General features: G+C 40.0%; 21 protein-coding genes and 4 tRNA genes. 21 read left to right on the top strand and 4 right to left on the bottom strand.

Features of this window, described 5'->3' with window-relative positions; all coding sequences use genetic code 11:
• Positions 1-55: 55 nt before the first annotated feature.
• The 3 genes from DW000_RS05925 to DW000_RS05915 all read right to left on the bottom strand — a co-directional run bounded on the left by DW000_RS05925 (position 56) and on the right by DW000_RS05915 (position 5,510).
• Positions 56-146, bottom strand: a tRNA-Ser gene (locus DW000_RS05925).
• 222 nt (positions 147-368) lie between these two features.
• On the bottom strand, positions 369-1,604 hold the full coding sequence (locus tag DW000_RS05920; RefSeq protein ID WP_021147764.1) for an FprA family A-type flavoprotein: 1,236 nt from the start codon (positions 1,602-1,604) through the stop codon (positions 369-371).
• 165 nt (positions 1,605-1,769) lie between these two features.
• On the bottom strand, positions 1,770-5,510 hold the full coding sequence (locus tag DW000_RS05915; RefSeq protein WP_120055563.1) for a phosphoribosylformylglycinamidine synthase: 3,741 nt from the start codon (positions 5,508-5,510) through the stop codon (positions 1,770-1,772).
• Between the two features lie 267 nt (positions 5,511-5,777).
• Here DW000_RS05915 and DW000_RS05910 point away from each other — a divergent pair, with 267 nt between their 5' ends.
• From DW000_RS05910 to DW000_RS05825, 18 genes are all read left to right on the top strand, one after another.
• Positions 5,778-6,683 carry a LysR family transcriptional regulator gene (locus tag DW000_RS05910; RefSeq protein WP_004693739.1) on the top strand — a complete coding sequence of 302 codons (906 nt, stop codon included), beginning with the start codon at positions 5,778-5,780 and terminating at the stop codon, positions 6,681-6,683.
• 254 nt (positions 6,684-6,937) lie between these two features.
• On the top strand, positions 6,938-7,513 hold the full coding sequence (locus tag DW000_RS05905) for a xanthine phosphoribosyltransferase (protein ID WP_004693737.1): 576 nt from the start codon (positions 6,938-6,940) through the stop codon (positions 7,511-7,513).
• Positions 7,514-7,540: 27 nt separating this feature from the next.
• Positions 7,541-7,987, top strand: a complete 447-nt coding sequence (locus DW000_RS05900; RefSeq protein WP_120055561.1) for a hypothetical protein — start codon at positions 7,541-7,543, stop codon at positions 7,985-7,987.
• 11 nt (positions 7,988-7,998) lie between these two features.
• Entirely contained in the window at positions 7,999-8,439 is a 441-nt protein-coding gene (locus tag DW000_RS05895) for a hypothetical protein (RefSeq protein WP_004693734.1), read from the top strand.
• Between the two features lie 433 nt (positions 8,440-8,872).
• Positions 8,873-9,364 (top strand): 5-(carboxyamino)imidazole ribonucleotide mutase, encoded by a 492-nt coding sequence (purE, locus tag DW000_RS05890; protein ID WP_004697975.1) that lies wholly within the window; start codon positions 8,873-8,875, stop codon positions 9,362-9,364.
• Between the two features lie 119 nt (positions 9,365-9,483).
• Entirely contained in the window at positions 9,484-10,212 is a 729-nt protein-coding gene (gene purC / locus DW000_RS05885) for a phosphoribosylaminoimidazolesuccinocarboxamide synthase (RefSeq protein WP_004693728.1), read from the top strand.
• An 11-nt stretch (positions 10,213-10,223) separates the two neighbouring features.
• Entirely contained in the window at positions 10,224-11,642 is a 1,419-nt protein-coding gene (gene purF, locus DW000_RS05880; RefSeq protein WP_120055560.1) for an amidophosphoribosyltransferase, read from the top strand.
• Positions 11,629-12,690, top strand: coding sequence for a phosphoribosylformylglycinamidine cyclo-ligase (gene purM, locus DW000_RS05875; protein WP_120055558.1), 1,062 nt, complete (start codon positions 11,629-11,631; stop codon positions 12,688-12,690). Before purF ends, purM begins: the two co-directional genes overlap by 14 nt.
• Positions 12,683-13,306 (top strand): phosphoribosylglycinamide formyltransferase, encoded by a 624-nt coding sequence (gene purN, locus DW000_RS05870; protein WP_120055556.1) that lies wholly within the window; start codon positions 12,683-12,685, stop codon positions 13,304-13,306. The genes purM and purN overlap by 8 nt, the downstream gene beginning before the upstream one ends.
• A 24-nt stretch (positions 13,307-13,330) precedes the next feature.
• Positions 13,331-14,860 (top strand): bifunctional phosphoribosylaminoimidazolecarboxamide formyltransferase/IMP cyclohydrolase, encoded by a 1,530-nt coding sequence (gene purH, locus DW000_RS05865; RefSeq protein WP_120055554.1) that lies wholly within the window; start codon positions 13,331-13,333, stop codon positions 14,858-14,860.
• Positions 14,861-15,006: 146 nt separating this feature from the next.
• A complete protein-coding gene (purD, locus tag DW000_RS05860) occupies positions 15,007-16,269 on the top strand; it encodes a phosphoribosylamine--glycine ligase (RefSeq protein WP_105087124.1) in 1,263 nt (420 codons plus the stop codon).
• A gap of 262 nt (positions 16,270-16,531) precedes the next feature.
• A complete protein-coding gene (locus DW000_RS05855) occupies positions 16,532-17,674 on the top strand; it encodes an isochorismate synthase (protein ID WP_120055552.1) in 1,143 nt (380 codons plus the stop codon).
• A 40-nt stretch (positions 17,675-17,714) separates the two neighbouring features.
• Entirely contained in the window at positions 17,715-19,613 is a 1,899-nt protein-coding gene (gene menD, locus DW000_RS05850; protein WP_120055550.1) for a 2-succinyl-5-enolpyruvyl-6-hydroxy-3-cyclohexene-1-carboxylic-acid synthase, read from the top strand.
• Positions 19,610-20,470: a 2-succinyl-6-hydroxy-2,4-cyclohexadiene-1-carboxylate synthase gene (menH, locus tag DW000_RS05845; RefSeq protein WP_118091010.1), complete on the top strand. Its 861-nt coding sequence runs from the start codon at positions 19,610-19,612 to the stop codon at positions 20,468-20,470. The genes menD and menH overlap by 4 nt, the downstream gene beginning before the upstream one ends.
• A gap of 4 nt (positions 20,471-20,474) precedes the next feature.
• Positions 20,475-21,317 carry a 1,4-dihydroxy-2-naphthoyl-CoA synthase gene (gene menB / locus DW000_RS05840; RefSeq protein ID WP_004693709.1) on the top strand — a complete coding sequence of 281 codons (843 nt, stop codon included), beginning with the start codon at positions 20,475-20,477 and terminating at the stop codon, positions 21,315-21,317.
• Between the two features lie 200 nt (positions 21,318-21,517).
• Entirely contained in the window at positions 21,518-22,996 is a 1,479-nt protein-coding gene (menE, locus tag DW000_RS05835) for an o-succinylbenzoate--CoA ligase (RefSeq protein ID WP_120055548.1), read from the top strand.
• 13 nt (positions 22,997-23,009) lie between these two features.
• Complete coding sequence (gene menC / locus DW000_RS05830) at positions 23,010-24,161, top strand: o-succinylbenzoate synthase (RefSeq protein ID WP_120055546.1); 1,152 nt, start codon at positions 23,010-23,012, stop codon at positions 24,159-24,161.
• The gene (locus DW000_RS05825; RefSeq protein ID WP_060919453.1) at positions 24,158-24,535 is read left to right on the top strand and encodes a PaaI family thioesterase; all 378 of its coding nucleotides are present in this window, start codon (positions 24,158-24,160) and stop codon (positions 24,533-24,535) included. The genes menC and DW000_RS05825 overlap by 4 nt, the downstream gene beginning before the upstream one ends.
• A 243-nt stretch (positions 24,536-24,778) precedes the next feature.
• On the opposite strand, the gene DW000_RS05820 is transcribed toward DW000_RS05825, so the two are convergent.
• Positions 24,779-25,414 (bottom strand): hypothetical protein, encoded by a 636-nt coding sequence (locus DW000_RS05820; protein WP_060919454.1) that lies wholly within the window; start codon positions 25,412-25,414, stop codon positions 24,779-24,781.
• A gap of 320 nt (positions 25,415-25,734) precedes the next feature.
• Between DW000_RS05820 and DW000_RS05815 the strand changes: the two genes are divergently transcribed.
• The 3 genes from DW000_RS05815 to DW000_RS05805 all read left to right on the top strand — a co-directional run bounded on the left by DW000_RS05815 (position 25,735) and on the right by DW000_RS05805 (position 26,005).
• A tRNA-Asp gene (locus DW000_RS05815) sits at positions 25,735-25,810 on the top strand.
• Positions 25,811-25,831: 21 nt separating this feature from the next.
• Positions 25,832-25,907, top strand: a tRNA-Phe gene (locus DW000_RS05810).
• A gap of 12 nt (positions 25,908-25,919) precedes the next feature.
• Positions 25,920-26,005, top strand: a tRNA-Leu gene (locus DW000_RS05805).
• The last annotated feature ends 94 nt before the right edge of the window (positions 26,006-26,099 follow it).

The raw sequence follows: 26,099 nt of genomic DNA, 5'->3' as shown, positions 1-26,099 counted from the left end.
TAGCTTTTTCTTTATATGCAAATAAAAAAGCAGTACGAAAGCACTGCTTTTACTATGGCGGAGAGACAGGGATTTGAACCCTGGGTACGGGATAACCGCACACATGATTTCCAATCATGCTCCTTCAGCCGCTCGGACACCTCTCCATGTATTCTGCTGTGTAACAGGTACTTGTATAGTATATGAAAAAGTTAGATTTATGTCAAGCAAAAAAATAGTAGAATTATTGCATATTTACAAGGCTTTTAAAATACAATATTTGATTGCAATGATGGGGAATGATCGAAGGTTAAAACCTAATTTCGATTGTGTAAATTTGACATATAAACAGAAAAAGCCGCCTAAATAGGCGGCTCTTGTATTAGGAATTAGAATACGTCTTTAATTTCAGCAGCTTCAATGGATGCTTTAATATCGTCTGCCATTTTTTCAATTAATGGAAGATCTTCTTCTTTCAAAGAGGATTTGATATCTAGTGGTTCGGAAACGATTTCAATGTCTTTGAAGTCATTTTCGAAATGGGAAACCATTGTTTTCATCGCAGCGGAAGCCCAAGAGTGGTTACCAATGATGGATACTTTATGGTTTTGGAAGTTAAGGGCTTTTAATTCATGGATAAAGTTTTCCATAGTAAGGTATAGATTCAAGTTATATGTAGGTGCGATAGTTACCAAGTTAGTATATTTCCAAGCATCGGAGATGATGTAGGAAGCATTAGTTTTGGAAACATCGTAAATTCTGATATCTGTAACGCCACGTTTGGATAGTTGTTTAGCCAATTGTTGAGCAATAGCACGAGTATTGCCGTACATGGAACCAAAAGCGATAACAACACCTTTTTTCTCAGCTGTATAGCTGGACCAATGTAAGTATTTGTGCGTGATATATTGGATAGATTCAGGGGTGCGCCAGATTGGACCATGAAGTGGAGCAATGCGTTTGATATCAAGGCTAGAAATTTTGCGAAGCGCATTTTGTACTTGTGGTCCGTATTTACCAACGATATTTGTATAGTAACGGCGAGCTTCTTCTTCGTATGTAGCTACGAAATCGGTTTGATCAGCAAAGATATTACCATTAACTGTACCGAATGTACCAAAAGCATCTGCAGAGAACAATGTGCCTGTAGATTTTTCGTATGTACAAGTTACTTCAGGCCAGTGAACCATAGGCATAGTGTAAGAAACCAAAGTATGTTTACCTAAACAGATTTCATCGCCTTCTTTAATTTGATGGTATTGTTCTGGTTTTGGAGTGTTATAGAATTGCTCAAACATGCGGAATGTTGTAGCATTACCTACCATTTTACAATTTGGATACCGTTCCAATGTTTCCAATAATGTTTGGCAATGATCAGGCTCCATATGGTTTACGACGATGTAATCAAGTTCACGACCATTTAAGAGGTGAGTCAAGTTGTCGAAGTACTCTTCACGAATTTCAGCATCTACAGAGTCTACCACACAAGTTTTTTCATCGTCGATGAAATAGCTGTTATAGCTAACACCATTTGGAATAGGAAATAAGTTTTCGAAACGTTCTGTTGTCCAGTCATTACTACCAATCCAGTAGATATTATGAGTCATTTTCTGAGCACAATGCATAATAAAATCCTTTCTTAACCCACACTAGGTATGTATAGCTTTACATGAGAACTCATGTCTGTAAATATAGTATCAATTTATAATACTAATATTTTCGAAAAAAATCAATATTGAAAAAGCCTACTTGAAGAAGTAGGCTTTCACATGAAAGTTCATAGTGACCAATTATTTGAAGTATTTTACACCAGATGTAAAGATTGGCATTTCTAATTGGCCAGGAATATTTTTGCTAATACCGGCGCCACAGCGTTCGGAGTGTGCCATTTTGCCGAATACGCGACCATCAGGGCTATAAATACCTTCGATAGCAGCTACAGATTGGTTAGGATTGAAGCGACTATCCATGGAGGCGATACCATCAAAGTCTACATATTGTGTAGCAATTTGGCCAGTTTTATTGAACTCCAACACTTGTTGAGGAGACGCTATAAAGCGACCTTCGCCGTGAGAAATTGGTACTGTGTAAATTTCTCCAGCTTTAGCATCACTCATCCAAGGGGATTTTGTGGAAATAACTTTCGTATTAACCATGCGAGATAAGTGACGACCAATGGTATTGTATGTCAATGTAGGATGATCTGCAGTTAACGTTTCAATATGTCCACCAGGTAATAAGCCTAACTTGATGAGTGCTTGGAAGCCGTTACAAATACCTAATACAAGGCCATCTTGTTTGTACAAGAGGTTTTCTAAACCTTCTGCAAGGTATGGGTTGCGGAAGAGGGTGGCTATGAATTTACCAGAACCATCTGGCTCATCACCGGCACTGAAACCTCCTGGAAACATAAGAATTTGAGACTCTGCTAATTTAGCTTTGATTACGTCGATAGATTCTTTTAATTGTTCTGGAGTTTGGTTGCGGATAAGCACGATATCTGTTTCTGCACCAGCCCGTTCAAAGGCGCGAGCAGAGTCAAATTCGCAGTTTGTACCAGGGAATACTGGAATAAGAACTTTTGGTTTGGCACCTAGGGAGGTGCTGCGAGGTTTAGCGTGTTGATCATGAATGTAAGCGACTGCTTCACCAAAGCCGTTTGGTGCATGCATTGGGAAAATATCGTTTAGAGGTGCTTCATAAGCAGCTTGTATTTCTTTGAGAGAAACAGATTGTCCTTCCCATTCGATAACAGGTGTGGCTTGGGTTACACCGATAACTTTCACATCAGGTAACTCTAAAAGATAATTAACAGCTGTAATATCTACTTCAACGATGAAGGAACCAAGGGCTGGTTGGAAGATACCACGTTCAGCGTATTTATCGAATTTAACACCAATATTATTGCCAAGGGCCATTTTAGTGACTGCTTCAGGAATGCCGCCTTGATCAACTACATAGGCAGAGTAAACGCGACCTTTTTCAATTTGTTCTTGTAGTGTATCGCAGTTTTCTTTGAATCGATCCCAATCAGGGGTGTCATCGTATGTACGAGGTACATCGAAGAATACGAGGCGGTGATCTACACCTTTAAGGTCTTGGCTCACAATATTATCTACATGAGCTGTACCAACCGCAAAGGATACGAGGGTAGGAGGAACTGTAAGGTCCATAAAAGTACCGCTCATAGAATCTTTACCACCAATAGCGCCGATTTCAAGTTCTTTTTGTGCTTTATAAGCACCAAGTAAAGCTGCTACTGGCTTACCCCAAGATTCTTTAGAATTGAGGCGTTCGAAATATTCTTGTAATGTTAAGTATGCATCTTCACGACGACCGCCAAGAGCTACTAATTTTGCTACAGATAAAAGCACTGCATATTGCGCACCATGATAAGGGCTCCATGCAGATAACTCAGGCACAAAAGCGTGAGTCATAATACTCGCCGTTGTAGTTTCACCGTTTAGAACCGGTAATTTAGCAACCATGCCTTGGGTAGGCGTTTTTTGGAATTTGCCACCGAATGGCATGAGGACTGTATTGGCACCCACAGTGCTGTCAAAGCGTTCTGCTAAGCCTTGTTGGGATGCTGCATTTAAATCGGATACGGCTGCGAGCCATTTTTCCTTGAAGTTATCTGCACTAGCAGAACCACGTAAGAAGTAGGATCGATCTACTGGAGCTTTTACGATAGCTTCTTGTTGTTGACTAGCACCATTTGTATTTAAAAAGTCGCGGCTAATATCTACAATTGTTTCGCCATTCCAGTTCATAACAAGGCGATTTGTATTAGTTACCTCTGCCACAACTGTGCACTCCAAGTTTTCTTCGTCGCAGTATGCTTTGAATGCCTCTACATCAGAAGCAGCGATAACACAGGCCATGCGCTCTTGGGATTCAGAGATGGCTAACTCTGTACCATCGAGGCCAGCATATTTTTTAGGGACTAAGTCGAGATTGATTGATACACCATCAGTTAGTTCACCGATAGCGACAGATACACCGCCTGCACCAAAGTCATTACAACGTTTGATAAGTGTCGTTACTTCGCCACGACGGAATAAACGTTGGATTTTACGCTCTGTAAGAGCATTGCCTTTTTGTACTTCTGCACCGCATGTGGATAGAGAGTCAACGGTATGTTCTTTAGAGGATCCTGTAGCACCACCACAGCCATCACGTCCAGTTTTACCACCTAGCAATACTACCACATCGCCTGCAACTGGTACCTCACGGCGAACTTGGTTGCGAGGTGCAGCACCGATAACTGCGCCGATTTCCATGCGCTTTGCTACGTAGCCAGGATGGTAATATTCTTTTACTTCACCTGTAGCAAGGCCGATTTGGTTGCCGTAAGAGGAGTAACCACGAGCTGCTTCTTGGGTGATCTTTCTTTGTGGTAATTTGCCTTCTAACGTATCTTCAAGTCTTGTATGAGGATCGCCAGAGCCTGTGATACGCATAGCTTGGTATACGTAGGCGCGACCGCTCAATGGATCGCGAATACAACCACCTAAGCAGGTAGCTGCGCCACCAAATGGTTCGATTTCAGTAGGGTGGTTATGGGTTTCGTTTTTGAATAGTAACAACCATTCTTCAGTCTTGCCATTTACATCGACAGAGACGATGATTGTACATGCATTGATTTCATCAGATTCATCGAGATTTGTAAGTCCTCCAGCGTGGCGTAATTCTTTTACAGCCAATGTAGCCATGTCCATGAGGGAGCGAGCTTTTTTCTTAGTCGTGTAGAGCTCAGCACGGCCTTCCATATATTCTTCGAAGGCTTCCTTTATAGAACCGGTGAAGCGGCTGTCTTCAATGGTAATATCTGTTAACTCGGTCATAAAGGTAGTGTGACGGCAATGGTCAGACCAATATGTATCGAAGAGGCGAATTTCTGTAATCGTAGGATTGCGGTGTTCCACCTCTACGTATTGTTGTCTAATCATTTGAAGGTCTGCTAATGTCATAGCAAGACCGTAGTTTTTGATGAGCGCTTCTAAATCAGCATCGCTCATCGTAGTAAAGCCATCGATTGTTGCTACCGGCTTTGGATCTTCTAAATCGAGAGTCAATGTATTTGGTATGTCAAGGCTCGCTTCGCGGGAATCAACAGGGTTAATGTAGTATGCCTTGATGGTATTTTCTTGTTCTTTTGTAAAGGTACCTTCGATAGCATATACGCGAGCACAACGCACGATGTGGCCGGATGTAAGTGTGAGCATAGAAATACATTGCTCTGCGCTATCAGCACGTTGATCGTATTGACCTGGCACATATTCAACAGCAAATACAAAGCCTTGTACATTTGGAATTTCTTCTAATACAGTATCTACAGGAGGTTCAGAAAAAATTAAATTTTTAGCAGACTCTAGATCTTTTGCATCTAAATTTTCGATGTCGTATCGCTCATAGATAGTCACAGCTGTAGCAGGCATAGATAATTCCTGTTGTAAGGTTTGTAACATGCGTTGCGCTTCTAGGTTGAAAGATTCTCGTTTTGTTACGAATAATCGTTGTATAGCCATTGTAGCCTCCTGTAATGTATATAATTCCCTGTGGGATATTGACAAATTAAGTATAGTCGGTCTAGACTTATAAGTAAAGATAATCTTACTAATGAAAAGATTAGAAATACTAATAAATATGAAAAGTTCATGAAGGTCATAAGACCTAACTTTCATGAAGATTTCTACATATTCATTATATATTGAGAGTCTATAGTTATAATAGGGTAATGATATGTGTATTTAAAAGTAAGACGTTACTATTAGTATATAACAGAGGTGAATAAAATGGCAGTATCTGCAGATTTATATAGAACCTTTCTAGGGGTAGGCTTATATTTATCTTTTTCCCGTGCCGCAAAAGAATTAGGCGTGTCTCAATCCGCCATCAGTCAAAGTATTAAACAATTAGAAGGAGAACTTAATATGCCTCTCTTCGTGCGTACTACAAAATCTGTAGGGTTCACACCAGAAGGTAAAGAATTGTTTGATACGGTAGCTAAAGCTTTCTCTATTCTTGATAATGGTGTTACCCAATTACAAGAACGGGTTAGTCAAGCTTATGAAAGTTTAAATTTGGCTGCCACAGATACTTTGTGTCGCCATTTCCTATTGCCTTATTTCCACAAATGGCAATTACAAGAAAGTGAAATTGGCTTACATATCATTAATCGTCCGTCTCCTGATTGTGTAGAATTAGTACTCAATAAAGAGGCGCAATTAGCCGTGGTTAATGATTATGAGGGCTTGAGAGATAATCCTCAGCTAGAGGTAACTACGTTAGCTACCATTCAAGACGTCTTTGTTGGGGGCCCTGACTATAAAGGGGCAGGATTCTTTGATCAAGGGCGCCTTCTTAACGAGCCTATTTTACTCTTGCATAAAGGCTCTGCTAGTCGTACATTCTTTGACGATGTAACACATGGTGCTTGTCGTAAGCCTCGCTTTGAATTGGGTAGCGTCGATGTATTACTAGATCTTGTAGAAATCAATATGGGTATTTCCATGTTGCCTAATCATGTGGTACAACAAAAAATGCAAGAAGGGACGATTGTGCGCATCGATACAGATATTCCGGTACCAACACGCGACATTGTGCTTGTGCGTTCACGCTTGGTTCCTCAATCTGAAGGGGCTGCAAGATTTACGTCCTTGCTAGTTAATCGTGAAAGTACTCGAGATAAAGTTTTATAAGAAAAAGACATGTTTAAAGACATACTTTAGGAAACTTTCTTAAAGTGTGTCTTTTTATATATTAGTGTGAGTTTTACCGTGCTATATTATACTCCTATAAAGCAGTTGAGTTATATAATTCATATATGAAATATTTAAGTCTTATTTGCAATGATATTTATGGGTTATATTATAAGACTTTTACTAGATATAGGTTGACCCTAAGGGGTTGTTTACGTTAAAATTTAAAGATAGTTATGCGGAGGTATGAGCACATGGAATTATTAAAAGAACGCATTCGTGAAGAGGGGATTGTCCTCAATAATCGAGTGCTGAAAGTAGATGGGTTCTTAAACCATCAAATCGATCCACAATTGTTTAAGGCGATTGGTAAAGAAATCGCGGATCGTTACCGTGATGCAGGTGTACAACGTATTGTTACCATCGAAGCATCTGGTATTGCGTTGGCGTTGATGGCCGCGCTTGAACTAGACGTGCCATTGGTATTTGCGCGTAAGAAAAAATCCATCCTTATGGTAGATGATGTATATCATAGTGTTGTGTACTCTTATACAAAAGAAGAGAATTATGATATCACTATTTCTAAAAAATTCTTACCAGCTGGCGAAAAAGTGTTGATTATCGATGATTTCTTGGCGTCTGGTGAGGCGGCTATGGGCCTTGCTAAGTTGGTTCAAGACGCAGGTGATGAAGTAGTAGGCATGGCGATTGCTATCGAAAAGTCCTTCCAACCTGGTCGTGAACGCTTGGAAAATGCGGGCTACCGTGTAGAGTCTTTAGTTCGCATCAAAGAATTCAAAGATAATGGTTGTGTGTTTATCGAAGACTAATTATTCTGAGTATTGTTAGAGGGAATTATGAATAAAAAAGCAGAAAAATTCGACTTACTCGTTGCTGACCTTAACAAAGGCGGTAACACTTGGTTTACAAAGGAAGAAATGACAGACGATCTTAATACAGTTGTATATCATGGTCGTTTGGATGTTCATGAGCATAGCTTGCCTGTGTTCATCGTTGTAGACGATTCTGCGTTCACCTATGTACGCATCGCTATCACAACAACATCTATTGATAAAAAAGTTATTTCTGCGGTATTGAAAGAACTTAACACGTTAAATCAAGATTACAAGATATCTAAATATTATGTGAGCAATGAAGACAATAACATTTATATGGATGTGTCTATACCATGTTTGAATGAACAATTTGATCCTACTGTAGTAGTGAATCTTATGCTTGAAGTTATTCAACCGCATTTAGATGCTGTACATAAAGATATTCTTAAAGTAGCTGGCTTAGCTTAATAGAGGTTGTTATGAATCCTAAATCCTTATTATTTGATAAGTTTTTGAAAGAAGAAGAAATCATATCTTTTGAACGGAAGGATTTTGATGATGAAGACGGTACAGTAGTATATCGTTCTTATATCAAGTCTCCTTTATGGGATATGCCTTTATTCGTCATTCTCGATAACAGTATTTATAGTGTAGTTCGTTTAGTGTTAGGACCTGAAAAGGTAACAGCACAAAATATGAATGCCTTGAATGCGTTAATTAATCGTGACAATGCGACATATAAAAATTATAAACTATATATTGATGAACAAGATTCTAGCCTATACTTGGATTGCGTATATATGTGTGGTGATGATGCGTTCGAGCCTGCATTGATGTATGCGTTGATGTCTTCTATCGTAGATTATATTCCTGAATCTGTAGGTGAATTGAAAGCTGCCTTTGAAAGTGGTACTCACTAATCAATAATAGATACAAGTTAAGTGATCTAATGTTCGGAATTATGAAAAGAGGATAACCTGTTTATAAATGGGTTATCCTCTTTTTGTATGGATAAGAAAAAACATATAAATATTTTAATCGATAGAGTAAGTTTGTGTTATTATAAGATTGAAAAGGCAGTATTTTATTTTACAGATTTATTTAAAATTATTTTATATGATGCAATCTATATTTTTATAATAGTTCGGAATATAACGAATGATAAAAATATTTAATAAAAAAATATTCGAAAATAGTATTGATTTTGTAAATGTTAGGTGTTACAATTTGAGTACAAGAAGGAGGTAGCACCGTGAACTATGCAAATCAACAAACTCAAAGCAAGTCTACGGAGGCTATTTGCGCGTATTTGTCCCAGTCTGTTTTGGCTGGGCTTTTTTATTAGGAGGATCTATGAAGGTCGGTATTATCATGGGCAGCAAGTCTGACCTAGACACAATGAAAAAGGCATCTGCCGTACTTGATGAATTCAAAATCCCTTATGAAATGGTTATTGCCTCAGCTCATCGTACCCCAGAGGCTGTGAAGAACTTTGTCACACGACTTGAAGATGAAGGGGCTATCGCTTTTATTGCTGGTGCTGGCGCGGCGGCTCATTTACCTGGTGTGGTGGCGAGCTTCACTACATTACCTGTTATCGGCATTCCTCTTAATGCAACGGCTTTAAAAGGCATTGATTCTCTGCTTGCTATCGTTCAAATGCCATCTGGTATGCCTGTAGCAACTATGGCTGTAGATGGTGCTAAAAATGCAGCGCTCTTTGCAGTACAAATTGGAGCAGCTTTCAATAAAGACCTGAAAGAACAATATCAACAATATCGTAAAGATATGGCTGAAAAAGTCTTAGCAGACAATGCAGAATTACAAGGTGCTATTCATATTTAATCATGTAAATCATCGGCGATTAAATATTGGTTAAGAAAAACAGTTTATTTAGATATCTATTACATAGTTTGTATCATTAATTAGTTTGTATCATTAATTTATGATAAAGGAGAAAGATCATGGCTAACATCGATTTGGAAAAATTAACATTATTGTACGAAGGCAAAGCAAAACAAGTATATGCAACAGATAACAAAGATGAGTACATCGTTCATTACAAAGATGATGCCACTGCATTTAATGGCGAGAAACATGATACCATTCTTGGAAAAGGTGTTTTGAACAATAAAATTTCCTCTTTCTTCTTTGAATTGTTGAAAAAAGAAGGCGTACCAACTCATTTCGTTCGTCGTGAAGATGATCGCAACCAAACAGTACTTGCATTGAAAATAGTTCCTCTTGAAGTTATTGTTCGTAATATTGCGGCTGGCTCTATGGCTAAACGCTTTGGCATTGAAGAAGGAACTCCACTTAAACATCCAATCCTTGAATTCTGCTACAAAAATGATGAATTAGGCGATCCATTTGCCAATGAATCCCAAATCACAGCACTTGGTTGGGCTACTCAAGAACAACTTGATGTAATTTCTACAATTACTTTAAAGGTAAATGATATATTGAAGAAATTTTTGGCTACTAAAAATGTGACCCTTGTAGATTTCAAGGTAGAATTTGGTACCCATAATGGTGAAGTTTTATTGGGTGATGAAATTTCTCCTGATACATGCCGTTTCTGGGATGCTACAACTGGTGAAAAACTTGACAAAGACCGTTTCCGTCGAGATCTTGGTAATATTGAAGAAGCATATAAGGAAATGTTATTCCGTCTTACAGGTGAGCGTGCCTAATAGGGGGGAAGATGAATTACGATTCTGTTTTTGATAAATGGCACGAAGAGTGTGGTGTGTTCGGCATCTATGATAGGACCGTTGATGTAGCACGCTATGTATATTGGGGGCTATTTGCTCTCCAACATCGTGGTCAAGAAAGTGCGGGCATTGCTGTTACCGATGGTCATGATGTTGAACTGAAAAAAGGCATGGGCTTGTTGACCGAGGCTATCAAAGAATTACCATCTTTGCCAAGCTATATGGGGACTGGTCATGTGCGGTACTCTACGACTGGGTCCAATAATCCGCGTAATATCCAGCCTTTGGTTATTCACTACCAAGGCGGTCAAATTGCGGTGGCTCACAATGGAAACTTAACGAATGCCTTATCTATTCGAAAACGTCTCGAAGCCGATGGTTCCATCTTTCAAACGACGATGGATTCTGAGGTTATCGTGAACTTGATAGCCCGTTCTAAAGCAGAAACACAAGCGGAACGGATTGCCGATGCGGCGCGTCAAATTGAAGGGGCGTTCTCTTTAGTCATTACTACGAACGACTCTTTAGTAGGTGTACGAGACCCTCAAGGATTTAGACCACTTTGTTTAGGTAAAACTGAAAATGGTTATGTGCTCTCTAGTGAAAGCTGTGCTTTTGATGCGATTAAGGCAGAGTTTATTCGCCATATAGATCCTGGTGAAATGGTTATCATCGATGACTCTGGTGTGCGTAGTACTATCTATGCGGAACCAGAAAAAATCGACAAAAAACTTTGCGTCTTTGAATACATCTATTTTGCACGTGGCGATAGTCATATCGATGGTCAATCCGTATATCAATCTCGGCTAAATATGGGCCGCGAACTATATAACGAAACTAAGTATGATGCAGACATCGTAATGTCCATTCCGGATTCCGGTACAACGGCTGCATTAGGTTATGCTCGTGCATCGGGTATCCCTTTTGCGGAAGGTTTAGTTAAGAACCGTTATAGCGGCCGTACCTTTATTAAACCAAATCAAGAGGAACGAGAATTAGCTGTTCGTATGAAGCTAAATGCATTGCCACATATTGTTGGAGGTAAGCGTATCGTCCTTATTGATGATTCTATTGTGCGCGGTACTACGAGTGGTATCATTGTAAAAATGCTAAAAGAGGCTGGTGCTAAAGAGATTTATATGTGTATTAGCTCTCCAACTATTGAGTATTCCTGTCACTATGGCATTGATACATCAGTGCGTAAAGAACTTATAGCAGCTACTCATACAGTGGATGAAATTAGAGATTTTATCAAGGCTGATAAATTACATTACTTGTCTCGTGAAGGCCTATGTCGTGCTGTATCTGATATAAAGCCAGATGATTTATGTTTTGCATGTTTCAATGGTGATTATAGTGTAGCGGTTCCTGCGGACCAAGAGGAAGGGGTCAAATATGTGCTCGAATAAAACTAGTTTAACCTATCGCGATGCAGGTGTTGATATCGATGCAGGTAATCGCGCCGTAGAATTGATGAAAGAATCTGTTAAACGGACGTATACACCAGGTGTTGTTGGTGATTTAGGTGGTTTTGGGGGACTCTATTCCTTATCTGGTCATGCTATGTCTGATCCTATGCTCGTATCTGGTACAGATGGGGTGGGCACCAAATTACGTCTCGCTATCATGATGGATAAACATGATACTATCGGTCAAGACTGTGTAGCTATGAGTGTTAATGATATCCTCGTACAAGGTGCTACACCTTTATTCTTCCTTGATTATATTGCGGTTGGCAAACTAGAGCCTGTAAAAGTGGCGGATATCGTACGTGGTGTAGCTGAGGCGTGCGAAGAATCAGGCTGCGCTTTACTAGGCGGTGAAACTGCTGAGATGGCAGGTTTCTACGATGATGAGGATTATGATGTAGCTGGTTTTGCCGTTGGTATCGTAGATCGTCCTAAATTGATTACTGGTGAAAGTATCAAGGCAGGGGACGTTATTCTTGGGTTACCATCTTCTGGGGTTCATTCTAATGGTTTCTCGTTAGTTCGTAAAATTGTATTTGATCACAAGGGTTTCTCCATTGGTCAAGATATTCCTGAATTTGGCAAAACACTGGGAGAAGAATTATTAACGCCAACGCGCTTATACCCTAAAGCTGTATTACCGTTGATTAAAGAAGATTTAATTAAAGGTATGGTTCATATTACGGGCGGCGGTTTCTATGAAAATATTCCTCGCGTCTTACCTACGGGAGTAACGGCAGAGATCGATTGTGATACATGGCCTCGCCTTCCAGTTTTTGAAAAGCTACAAGAATGGGGCAATGTAGATTGGCATGAAATGTACCGTACTTTTAACATGGGCATTGGCATGATCCTCATAGTGGACGCTGCGGATGTGGATCGAGTAAAGGCAAATCTTGAAAGTCGTAATGAAGCGGTTTATGAAATTGGTCATATCGTTAAAGGCGAAGGTCCAGTTGTTGTAAAAGGGGCGGTATTTAATGACTAGTTCCGTAGCTAAAAAACGTCTAGCTCTATTCGCAAGCGGTAGAGGCTCCAATGGGGAAGCCCTTTATAAAGCCATGCAAGAAGGGTATATTAATGGTGAGTTTGTAGTTATCATTACAGATCACGGTGATGCAGGGATTGTTGAACGTTCTAAACCTTGGAATATTCCACTCATTGTCATCGAGCGTAGCGACTATGATTCTAAAGCTAGCTTTGAAAAAGCCCAGTTAGATGCGTTAGAGCCCTATAAGATAGATGGTATCGTTTTGGCTGGATATATGCGCATTGTAGGGGCTCAATTGATTGAGTACTATGAGCATAGAATTTTAAATATCCATCCTGCCTTGTTGCCATCCTTTCCGGGACTACATGGACATCAACAAGCTATTGATGCGGGAGTAAAGGTAACCGGTTGTACGGTACACTTTGTTGATGCCGGAATGGATACGGGGCCTATCATTATGCAGAATACGGTTCCTTTATTACCGGAGGATACAGAGGATACCCTGAGTGATAGATTATTGCCTATTGAACATAAAACATATAAAGAGGCGTTACGACTATTTTGTGAGGATAAGCTCACTATAAAAGGTCGTGTTGTATATATTGAAGATTGATGTGTAAGCAAAGGAAGACGTTAGATGATTAAAAATGCATTACTTAGTGTTTCTGATAAAACAGGTATTGTAGACTTTGCGAAAGGTTTAGTTGATTTAGGGGTAACCATTTATTCCACAGGTGGGACCCTTAAAGTCATAACTGAAGCAGGTATTCCGGCAAAATCAGTAGAGTCTTTGACTGATTTTCCTGAAATGATGGATGGCCGCGTAAAGACATTACATCCTAAGGTGCATGGTGGTATTTTGGCTATCCGTGATAATGCGGAGCATAAACAAGCTATGGCAGAACATGGTATCGAACCAATCGACCTTGTTGTGGTGAATCTTTACCCGTTCCGTGAAACCATTGCAAAACCTAATGTGTCTCTAGAAGAGGCCATTGAAAATATCGATATTGGTGGTCCTACGATGGTTCGTTCTGCAGCAAAAAATCATGCGTACGTAGGCATCGTAGTAAATCCAAATCATTACGATGAAATCTTGGAGATGCTCAAAGACCAAGGAAAATTGACTAAGGAATATCGCTTTGGTCTTGCCAAAGAAGCCTTTGCTCATACAGCGGCTTACGATGTGGCTATCGCTAATTATATGAGTGGAATCTTGCATGAAGGTCCTACACCTCCTGAGTATTTGAGCGCTTATGAAAAGGTAACAAATCTTAGATATGGCGAAAATCCGCATCAACAAGCAGCATTCTACAAAGAAATTGGTACAGCTCATGGCATGGGGGCTTTGAAACAACTACATGGCAAAGAACTTTCCTATAACAATATTGTAGACATGGAAGCGGCATGGAATATGGTATGGGAGTTTACTAATCCAGCTGCATGTATCATTAAGCATACGAACCCATGTGGTGCCGCTACTGCAGCTACATTACATGATGCATATATAAATGCGTACGAAGCTGATTCCGTATCTGCCTTTGGTGGTATTGTAGCCTTGAATCGTGAAGTAGATGCAAGTACAGCGGAGGAAATGAGCAAAATCTTCTTAGAAGTTATTATGGCACCTGCTTTCACAAAAGAAGCATTAAAAATCCTTGAAGCAAAGAAAAATATTCGCCTCATCGAGCTATCTAAGCCGGAATCTGGCCAAGTGACAGTGAAAAAGGTGTCAGGTGGTTTATTAGTGCAAACAGAAGACGATCTATTAGAAGATCGTACTAACTATAAAGTTGTTACGAAGGTACAACCGACAGAGGAACAATGGAAAACCCTTGAATTTGCATGGAAACTTGTAAAACATGTAAAATCCAATGCGATTTTGATTTCTAATGAAAAGCGTACTCTTGGAGTTGGGGCCGGTCAAATGAATCGCGTAGGTTCTGCAAAAATTGCTCTTGAACAAGCCGGGAAAGCCGCTAAAGGCGCTGTATTAGCATCCGATGCATTCTTCCCATTTGGCGATACCGTAGAAACAGCGGCAAAGCATGGCATTGCAGCTATTATTCAACCAGGTGGCTCTATTCGTGACGAAGAGTCCATCAAAGCGGCTGACGAAGCGGGCATCGCCATGGTATTTACAAATATTCGTCACTTTAAACATTAACTAGTTAAGAATTTTTAGCGGATTGTTAAACACTATTAGGGCAAAATATCTATTGAATGGTCAACAATTATTGATGTTTGGAGTGGCCCCGTTATGTGTTTATATTATTATGGATTTGATGGCGTTTAGGCGCCGATGGAGGACTTATGAAAGTATGTGTAATCGGTAGCGGCGGCCGTGAACATGCATTGGCGTGGCGATTGTCCATCAGCCCTAGCGTAACAAAGGTATATGCTATTCCTGGTAGCGCGGCTATGTCAGATTGTGCAGAGCTAGTTGGCATCGATTGGCAACAAAGCGATCATTTAATTAGCTTTTTGAAAGATAATCAAGTTGATTTAGTTGTTGTTGGGCCTGAGGCTCCTTTAGTAGCGGGCTTAGCAGATGTACTTAATAAGGCGGGAATTCGTGTTTTTGGTCCATCCAAAGCAGCCGCTCAACTAGAGGGCTCAAAGGTATTTGCTAAAGACCTCATGAAAAAATACAATATTCCCACTGCTGCGTATGGTGTATTCCACAAGGTAGATGAAGCAAAAGCTTTTATTGCTCAAACAGGAGCTCCTATTGTTGTTAAAGCTGACGGCTTGGCGGCAGGGAAGGGTGTTGTAGTGGCAATGACTGTCGATGAAGCGAATGTAGCCGTAGAAGATATGCTAAGTGGTAATCGATTCGGTGATGCAGGCAGCACCGTTGTTATCGAAGAGTTTATGGAAGGTGAAGAGGCTAGTTTATTAGCCTTTGTAGATGGAAAGACCGTAGTTCCTATGATTGCCTCTCAAGATCATAAACGCATTTTTGATGGTGATAAAGGGCCTAATACAGGTGGCATGGGGACCTATGCACCGGCACCTGTTCTTACAGATGCATTGCGGGACGAAGCGATGAAAAACATCTTAGAACCTATGGTAGCGGCTATGGAAAAAGAAGGCATGCCGTATGTAGGCTGCCTCTACGCAGGGCTTATGATTACTGACGAAGGTCCTAAGGTGGTAGAATTCAATGCGCGCTTTGGTGATCCTGAAACACAAGTTGTATTGCCGCTACTGGATAGTGATCTAGGTGAGATTATGATGGCCTGTGCTAAGGGCACATTAACCTCTAATATGGTGAAATGGAAAGATTCCTCAGCAGCCTGCGTTATCCTTGCTTCTAAGGGCTATCCTGAAACTTCATCTAAGGGCGATGTCATCAGTGGGGATATTAAACAATATGACACAACCATTGTATTCCATTCTGGTACAAAGCTTGTTGGTGAAAATTATGTCACTAATGGCGGTCGTGTGCTCGGTGTTGTCGGACTTGGCAAAGACCTTAGAACGGCACTTGATAGAGCCTATGGACGTATAGAGCATATCGACTTTGAAGGCATGCAATATCGTACAGATATTGGGGCTAAGGCTTTTAAATAAAGTAACAACATTTTGAATATAAAGAAAACCTCTACATACATGCACGACGCATGCGGTGTAGAGGTTTTATTTTCTACCTTTTAACTGTTACCTATGATATAATAAATTAGATATAAAGAGGGCCCATCGACGTGTGATGGCGTTAGGCTCATCTCAAAAATTTGGAAACTTATTGATGACGCCTGACGTGTAGAAGTAAATCTTCTACACGTTAGGTGTTTTTACTATAGTCTATTTTATTTCTTAATAGCGATATACAACTATGATATATAATAAAGAACCGTTAGAACTGAATAGTCCGGTAGCCTTTTGGCTGAATTTTCCAAACGAAGAACGCGTATTTTGGGTGGATCGTCAAAGTGACCGCATCGTTGTAGGCGCTAAACGTTTGGCGACGGTCAAAGATGATGAAGATCGCCATAATTACGCTTACGTGTTTTATGGAGATACTTTTTTTGAGAACTCTAAGGACCCTAAATGGGCTGGCATGGGTCATGAAATGATTGCTTTCACCCATTACTACATCGTAGAAAATGGGGAGTCTTTCTACTTGCACGTTGGTGAAAGCGTCCCTATTACGGATTTCGAGGTGTCTCGAGTTCGCCATAACTACAAGGAAACCAGTGATGATAAGGCGGTTTGGGATAGTTTGATGAACGCTATCGCTGATGGTATTAGTAGCGGTGAAATGACGAAGGTCGTTTCTTCTCGAGAGGTACAGTTCACTAGCGAAACACCATACAATGTGGCAAGTATTTTAGCAAATTTAGTAGATAATAATCCAAATTGCTTTATCTTTGGTTACGAAAAGGATGGACGCACCTTTGTGGGTGCATCGCCAGAGATTCTAGTTCGCCATCGAGGTAGTGAAATTCTCAGCTATGCCTTGGCGGGGACAGCGCCTAAACATGGACCAAATGCGTGGACTAAGGAACAACTGTTAACGGATAAGAAAAATCTCTTTGAACATAATATCGTCCGTGACCGTATTGTGGAGATCATGAAATCTATTACTCCGGAGGTTATAATAGGTGAAACGGGTATCATGGAGCTGGCGCATCTCTATCATTTGCGCACCATTATTACTGCAAAGGATAGCACAAAATCCCTCGTGGAATGGGCAAAGTTGCTCCATCCTACACCGGCTCTCGGTGGTGAACCACGAGAAAAGGCGTTGGCATTGCTACAAAAGTACGAAGCTCATGAGCGCGGCATGTATGCAGCACCTTTTGGCTTTATGAAAGATATGGGGGACGGCATTGTCATCGTTGCTATTCGATCTGCCCTCATTATGGATAATGTTCTTTATGTCTATGCAGGATGTGGCGTCGTAGCCGATTCTGATGCGGATGAAGAATATGCAGAAACTAATAATAAAATGCGCACCATTTTGGATGCGTTATAATAAATTTCCAAACCCTTAGGAGTTGTTGAAAGGGAATATAATGAACGAATATATTGCTGCCTTGGTAGATGAGTTTTACCAACTCGGCGTCCGGCATGCTGTGTTTAGCCCTGGTTCTCGTTCTACGACGATGGCTATGCTTTTCACGGAGTATGAAGGCTTTGAAACATATATGAATATAGATGAGCGCTCTGCTAGCTTTATGGCGCTTGGCATTGCAAAGGCTCATAAAGAACCAACTGTGTTAGTTTGTACATCCGGTTCCGCAGTGGCTCATTATTTGCCCGCTATTTTAGAGGCTCAATATAGTGGGGTACCTCTTATCGTATTGTCTGCTGATCGACCTCATACCTTGTTGCATGTAGGGGCTCCACAGACAGTAGATCAACAAAAGATTTTTGGTACAGCCGTAAACTATTACGAAGAATTAGCGGTGCCGCAAGAGGACCATTACTACACATATCCACGCCAAGTAGCTCGCAAGGCGTATATGAAAGCTATGGACATCAAAAAGGGGCCAGTGCATATCAATGTACCGCTCTTTGAGCCATTAGTGCCTGAACTAGATCGTAAGCACTTTGAAGTGGGACGTAGTACTTACAAAGTGTTTAAACCTAATTACGGTGATGTATTCAGCTACCAGAATAGAAGTAATAATACAAGTAATGCAAGTAATACAAGTAATGCAAGTAATGCAAGTAATGTAAGTAATGTAAGTGACGTAAGTTATACTAAAAATACTACTGATAATAGTGCTAATAACGCTAATAACGCTAATAACTTTAATCTATTGCTTGCACAGTATAAGAGAGTCCTTATTTTAGCTGGTCCACAAATTAATGTAGATGAAGTTGAGTCTATTCATTCCTTTGCGGAGAATTTACAAGCTCCTATCTTGGCGGACCCATTGTCTAATGTAAGACGCTGTCATAAGGCTGGTGCTATTGATGACAATCATGAAGTTGCTAGCAATCGTAGTAATGATACAAATATGACTCAGGATAAACAAGTCTCTGATGTTGTGATTTCCACATATGATGCATTTTTAGCGGATAAAGAATTATGGCCTGTACTAAAGCCGGATTGTGTGATTCAGTTTGGCCAAATCGTTGTGTCGAAACGGGTACAGCAAATGGTAGCAAGTTGGGATAATGTGGAGTATATTGAGGTAAATCCCACAATGGACTCTATGAATCCAACGGGGAAAACCACCATGCATATGCAAGCAAGCATAGATATGTTTACGCATTTGTTCGCTGTAAAGAACGAATCTAATGCATATCTTAATAGATGGCAACGTTTAGAAGTAGCTGGTAAAGCTCAACTAAGTACAGCCATAGAAGAACCAAGTTCTTTTGAAGGTCGCACGATACGCGAGTTGCAACAGCATATTCCTGATAATAGCCAAGTGCTAGTGGCAAATAGTATGACCATTCGCGACTTTGATTACTTCTGGTTCTCTGGTGAGTCCGATGCCGTTCTTTACGGTAATCGTGGTGTTAATGGTATCGATGGCACCGTTTCAACTGCACTAGGTCTTGCCACAAATGGTAAGTCTACATATCTTGTAACGGGAGATTTGTCTTTGTTCCATGATCTAAACGGCTTAGCGGTCGCTAAAACGCAAAATCTAAATTTGACGATTATTTTGCATAATAACGATGGAGGCGGTATTTTTGAATATTTACTGCAAAAGGGAACAAAGCATTTTGATTATTTGTTCTCTACGTCACAAGGCTTAGATTATAGTGGAGCAGCTAAATTATATGGCTGTGGTTATACTAAGATTATTAATCCTGATGAATTGAGTCGTGTATTAGCTAAAGTTAGCACGGAATCTGGCGTTCATATCATTGAAATACCTACAGACCGGGAATATAGTCGACAGTTACATAAGAAATATACAAAAGTTTCAGTTGATATGGAGGCATTACTATGAGTCAGTATTTTTGCAGTATTGTAGATAATGCTTTATGTAATCCAGCTCAGCGTATGTATTTTGACTTGGGCGAGTACCGCTACGGTTTGACTGTGGTAGGTGAAGGGGAACCTATTGTATGTTTACACGGCTTCTCTGAATCGAGCTATACTTGGGATGCTATTAATCTGCCGGGGTATCGCGTGGTCCGTATCGATTTGATCGGCCATGGTGATTCAGATATTCCTGATGAGGATAAGGCCTATACCATTCCTCAAATGATAGAGGACTTGCATACAGTTATCTATCATATGGTTGGTGAAAGCTATTACCTCATGGGCTATTCCATGGGTGCTCGTATTGCACTTTCCTATGCGTTGGAGTATGAACGTGAAATCAAAGGTCTCATTCTTGAAAGTGGCTCGGTAGGCATCGCTTCTGATGCTGAGCGAGCAAAACGCCGCAAGGCGGATGAAGACTTAGCAGTTAATATCGAAGAACATGATGGTGCTTGGTTTGCTACACGATGGGCGGAGGTTCCTATTTTTGAAAGTCAAAAACAACTTTCAGAAGGGGTAGAGGAATTAATCTATCTACGTCGATCCAATAATAGTACGTACGCATTAGCTTGTACGTTGCGTGGCTCAGGGCAGGGCGTAATGCCTTATGTAGGGGATAAATTAGAAAAATTTTCTGTTAAAGGTTTATATGTGAGTGGCGCATTAGATACAAAATATACTACAATAGGAAGAGATGTATTTGGCAAGTTGCCAAGTTTTAATCATGTCATCGTTGAAGGGGCGGGGCATAATGTACATATAGAAAAACCGCAGATTTTTGAACAAGCGGTATTGGATTTTTTACAGAAGAAAGGTTAAATCCATGAGCAAATTTGATTGGAAAGTATTGGATCGTAATTATGAAGATGTAATTTACGAAACATATAATGGCATTGCAAAGATTACTATTAACCGTCCAGAAGTGCGCAACGCGTTTCGTCCTAAAACGGTAATGGAGTTAATTGATGCTTTCACAGTAGCTCGTGAAGATAACGAAGTAGGCGTAATCGTATTGACTGGTGCTAACCACGGTAAGGGCGAAGATAAAGAGGCGTTTTGCTCTGGTGGTGACCAAAGCGTACGTGGTCACGGTGGTTATGTAGGTGAAGACAATGTGCCTCGCTTGAACGTTCTCGATTTACAACGCTTAATTCGCGTCATCCCTAAACCTGTTATTGCAATGGTTAATGGTTATGCTATCGGTGGCGGTCATGTGTTACACATCGTATGTGACCTTACAATCGCTTCTGAAAATGCTAAGTTCGGTCAAACTGGTCCTCGTGTAGGCTCCTTCGACGCTGGTTATGGCGCAGGTTACTTGGCTCGTATGATCGGTCACAAACGCGCTCGCGAAGTATGGTTCTTGTGCCGTCAATACACAGCAGCTCAAGCGTATGAAATGGGCATGGTTAATACGGTTGTACCATTTGACAAATTGGAAGAAGAAACAGTTCAATGGTGTAGCGAAATCCTTGAATTATCTCCAATGGCTTTGCGCATGTTGAAAGGCGCTTTCAATGCCGACACAGATGGCCTTGCAGGTTTACAACAATTCGCAGGGGACGCTACATTGATGTACTATACAATTGATGAAGCGAAAGAAGGTCGTGACGCGTTCAAAGAAAAACGGAAACCTAACTTCAAACAATTCCCTAAATTCCCTTAATTGGGAGTCGATACAGTCCTATATGACGGACTATATTAACGGTTAAAACGACAAGTGCGCCTCTATAGGAGGCGCCTTTCTTGTAATATTTCTTTATTTATCATATTTCAATTATTATTTTTTTAGTTTTTACTTATTATTTACTATTTATTGGTAATTAGTGATTACTTATTAGTGATTAGGTTTAGATACGAGGTGAGATGATGGAGTGGTTACGTTATGGTGCACAGCACTACCCTAATCGTAAATGTATAAATGAATATACCTATAACGATATATACCGTGGTGTACTCCATGTAGCTCGTAATTTAGTGCCTTTAGACGCATCTCGTGTGGCTATCTTGTCTGATAACTCTGTGACCATGGCAATGTATGTGTTGGCTGCTATGCTAGTTCATAAAGAGGTACTTTTACTTAATGTACATCTTAAACCAAACGAAATAGCGAACCAATTGAATCAATTAGGTGTTACCACTGTATTACATAGTAAAGAACGACGTAATCAATTGCCTGATGCCGTTGAATCTCAAGTATCAAATTTAGTTGACCCTATAGTATCAGATTCTGTTGAAAATCAATTATCTCATTTCGTTGATTCGAAGACCTCTAATTCAGTTGTTGCAATTGAGTTTGAAACTCTAGAAAGTATTCTATCGGATTTATCGGTCGAGGACTTCTTTGATTGGATATTTGCGGATGCAGACATTGCTGCTATCATGAATACGAGCGCTACTACGGGGCAATTTAAGTCTGTGCCGCTTAGATGGGGACAAATTAAAGCTCATGTACAAGCCTCCCAAGAGGTACTAGGAAAAACAGAGCAGGATAATTGGCTAATGGTACTACCTCTGTTTCATGTAAGTGGTTTATCTATTTTGATGAGGTCTCTTTATAACGGGACGGCTGTCACTATTTTGCCTAAATATGATGAAGCTCAAGTTCTCAAACTTATAGAATCTGAGCAAATCAATATGATGTCCTTAGTACCCACTATTTTGACTCAATTAGAGCCACATATTACGCACCATGCATTACGTGTTATATTGCTCGGTGGAGAATTCATTTCTATGGCTCTCATTGAAGCTTGTGAAAAGAAATCTTTGCCTATCTATAAGACCTACGGCATGACGGAAACCTTTAGTCAAAGCGTGACCTTCTCTGTATTGGAGTATTCTCATAAACGAGAATCTGTAGGTAAGCCATTGCCTGGCATGCAGGTTCGTATCGATAATCCTGATACAGATGGGGTAGGCGAAATTCATTTGACGGGCCCGATGGTTATGACTGGTTATATCAACAAGGAACCTATCGATGGAGACTTTAATACAGATGATATTGGTTACATCGATGAGGACGGCTTTGTTTATATTTTGAATCGCCGTGAGGATCTCATCATTTCTGGGGGTGAAAATATTTACCCTAAGGAACTAGAGGATTTAGTATATACGTTGCCATCGGTGAAGGAATGTGCGGTTGTACCAGTATCTGATGCTAAATGGGGACAAGTGCCAGCCCTCTTTGTGGCCTTTCATGATGGTAAAAGTTTGCCACCAGAGGATATTCTAGCTTTTATGTCGAACTCTTTAGCGAAATATAAGGTTCCGAAATATGTAAAAGTATTAACCGCATTGCCTCGAAATGGAACTGGCAAAATATTGCGTAATGAATTGAAATTATAAAATTGAGGCGCCTATGAATAATATTTTAAACTTTAAAAGTATAACTACATATCGCCTTAAATTGCCACTGAAGTTCAATTTTAAGACTGCCAAGGGCGAGGTGAAAGAAAGAGAGACTATCGTTGTTCGCATTGAAGACCAACAAGGGTATGTAGGATATGGGGAATGCGTAGCTTTCACAGATCCATTCTATGCATTTGAGACCGTAGAAACCTGTTGGAAAACCTTAGTAGATGATTATATCTTTAATCTGCGCTTGATGCGGCCTAAGCCACTGATGACCTATGTACGACAATTACAATTTTGGCGCAATCGAGACAATATGCCTATGGCTATTGCGGCTCTAGAAAATGCGCTTATTCATCTTCATTGTGAACGGATAGGTGTAAATTCTGTTTCCTACATTATGGATCAACCTTTACAAGAGACAATTGAAAGTGGTATCGTCGTCGGTGATGTGCCAATAGACCAATTACTTGATGTTGTAGCGCATCATGTAGTAAATGGTTGTAAGCGGATTAAATTAAAGGTAAATCCTATAGATGGTTATGAACGCGTAGCTTTAGTTCGCAAACATTATCCGGATTTGGTCTTAGCGGCTGATGCAAATCGAAGCTATTCATATCAAGAAATAGATAAGGTCCGTCAGTATGATGATTTAGGTCTAGCTTGTATTGAAGAGCCCTTTGCGATAGCAAACCTTCAATCTTATAAAGATTGGAAGTGGGAGCATCTTAATCATGGTGATTGGAAAATCTATACGCCAATTTGTTTGGATGAGTCTATTTTAGGATATGATGATTTGTCCTATGCTATCGAATATGGTTTGATTGATGTGCTTAATATAAAAGTAGGGCGCATGGGGGGGCTTATTCCAACAAAAGCGGCTATTAATCTATGTAGAGAACGTCATATTCCCTATTGGATTGGTAGCATGGTAGAGTCAGGGGTTTCTAAAATGCTTCATGCCCAGCTTGCCGCATTAGGAGATTCCTATATGGCAGGGGATTTGTCCGATTCAAATCGATATTTTGAACAAGATCTTATTTTCCCAGATTTAACCTTTAAAGCGGGTATTATGCAGGTCCCTGATGGTGATGGACTAGGTGTAACAGTCTTTGATGACCGGCTAGAAGCCTATTGTATGGAGAAACGAACACTATGAATTTAATTGAATCCTTACAAATCGATGTACCTCGTATGACGAGCGACACTACATGTATTGCAAAAATGAATTTAAATGAATTTCATAAACAACCGCAAGGCTATTTAAATGGTGGTGCTACCTTAGCTTTTGCAGAAATTATTGCAGGCATGATGAGCAATGAGCTGGTAGGTTCTCATAAATTTGGCGTAGGCCAGTCTGTAACTGCTAATCACCTACGTCCTGTAAGATGTGAAGGAACGTTAACAGCCTTAGGAACATTACTAGTGAAAGGCAAGACCTCCCACGTATGGCGCTTTGATATGATAGATGATGTACAACGCCTTATTTCACAAGTGACTGTAACCTTGGCTATTGTAGATTTTGATAGATAAAATCCCATTGTAGTGGATTTAGTTATATTTGCTAATTAAGTTACGTATAATTTCGCTCTATATGAGAACTTACGATCGTTAAGTTAAGAAGATAATATGATAATAAAAGGACAGTATCTATTGAAAATTAGATACTGTCCTTTGTTGGTTTTACAATGTAAATAGCTCATCTAGAAAACGACTTAACTCTTTTTTACGGTTTCTAAACTCTGCCATTTAAAGTGTTAGAAAAGACAAAGATATTTATTTTCTAGTGATAGTATATAGGTCTTCGATATCAGGAATATCGTAAATTACCCATGTGCCATCTCCTAAATGACGCATCAAAACTCTTATATCTTTTGTCATATTCTTTTTATTATTTTGTATTGTTACAGTTACGGTAGCCGTATCATCATTATCTTCTGATTTTAGGTTTTTAACCTCTACATCGTGTTCTTTAAATAGGCGACCTTCAATAAGACGATCTACCATAGACTTATTATCGTCATTTGCTGTAGTTGTATCATTAGTAGGTGATTCAGATTTAAAGCTGTCAGGATCTTCGATATAGGTCCGTATTACGTCTTCGATAAGAGCTGGTCCAAATGTTTTGGTAGCTGCTATTGTAGCTTTACCAAGTGGGGTAGATGTATCGACATATTTATTGCCTTCTCGTTCTACAATATTTTTTATAATGGATTTTATATCTACGTGACGCAATGCTTCGTCTGCATCTTTGTCTTGTACTGCTTGGTGAATGATTTTTAATGTGTAGGCCGGTGTATGTGGCAGATACCACAAGAAGTACCATGCTGCGGCCATCGCTCCTACAATGGCTATGATAAGAGCGATAATAACACCTTTGGAATTGAACTTATTCACAGCGAATCCTTTCATGTTTCTATAGAGTCATTTTCATACTGAATATATACATATTGTAGCATATTGAGTAAAGAATAGGATGATTTCTAGTAAAGCCTATACCTAGTGAAGCTTGTAGAGAAAATTGTACTATTGTGAAAACTGATGAATTATGACGATATAAGGGGGATTCCTGTAATATATTATAGAGATACATTTATAAAAGCTATAAAATAACGATTATCAAATATAATCAATTATTTTAATAGATTTGTAATAATATTTTTTTAAAAAATAGTTGCATTGCTCTTAAATCCATGATATTATGTACAAGTAGTCAACGCGAGTTGATACGCGGCCCCGTGGTGTAGCGGTTAACATGTCGCCCTGTCACGGCGAAGATCGTCAGTTCAAATCTGATCGGGGTCGCCATTTTTTTTTACAAAAAATCATGCCTCGGTAGCTCAGTTGGTAGAGCAACGGACTGAAAATCCGTGTGTCGACAGTTCGATTCTGTCCTGAGGCACCATTTGTATTCCATGCGGTTGTGGTGGAATGGCAGACACGCCATCTTGAGGGGGTGGTGAGCGTACGCTCGTGAGGGTTCAAGTCCCTCCAACCGCACCAAAAATATAAGGACCTACAGTTTACTGTAGGTCTTTTTTTCGTTGTACGCCGAATAGGCATGACTAAACCCCCAGTTAAACTGGGGGTCAGTAAA

Source organism: Veillonella sp. AF36-20BH, assembly GCF_003602765.1.
GTDB classification, from domain to species: Bacteria; Bacillota; Negativicutes; order Veillonellales; family Veillonellaceae; genus Veillonella; species Veillonella hominis.
The sequence above is the reverse complement of the archived record's forward strand: the minus strand, read 5'-3'. Positions and strand labels throughout refer to the sequence as shown.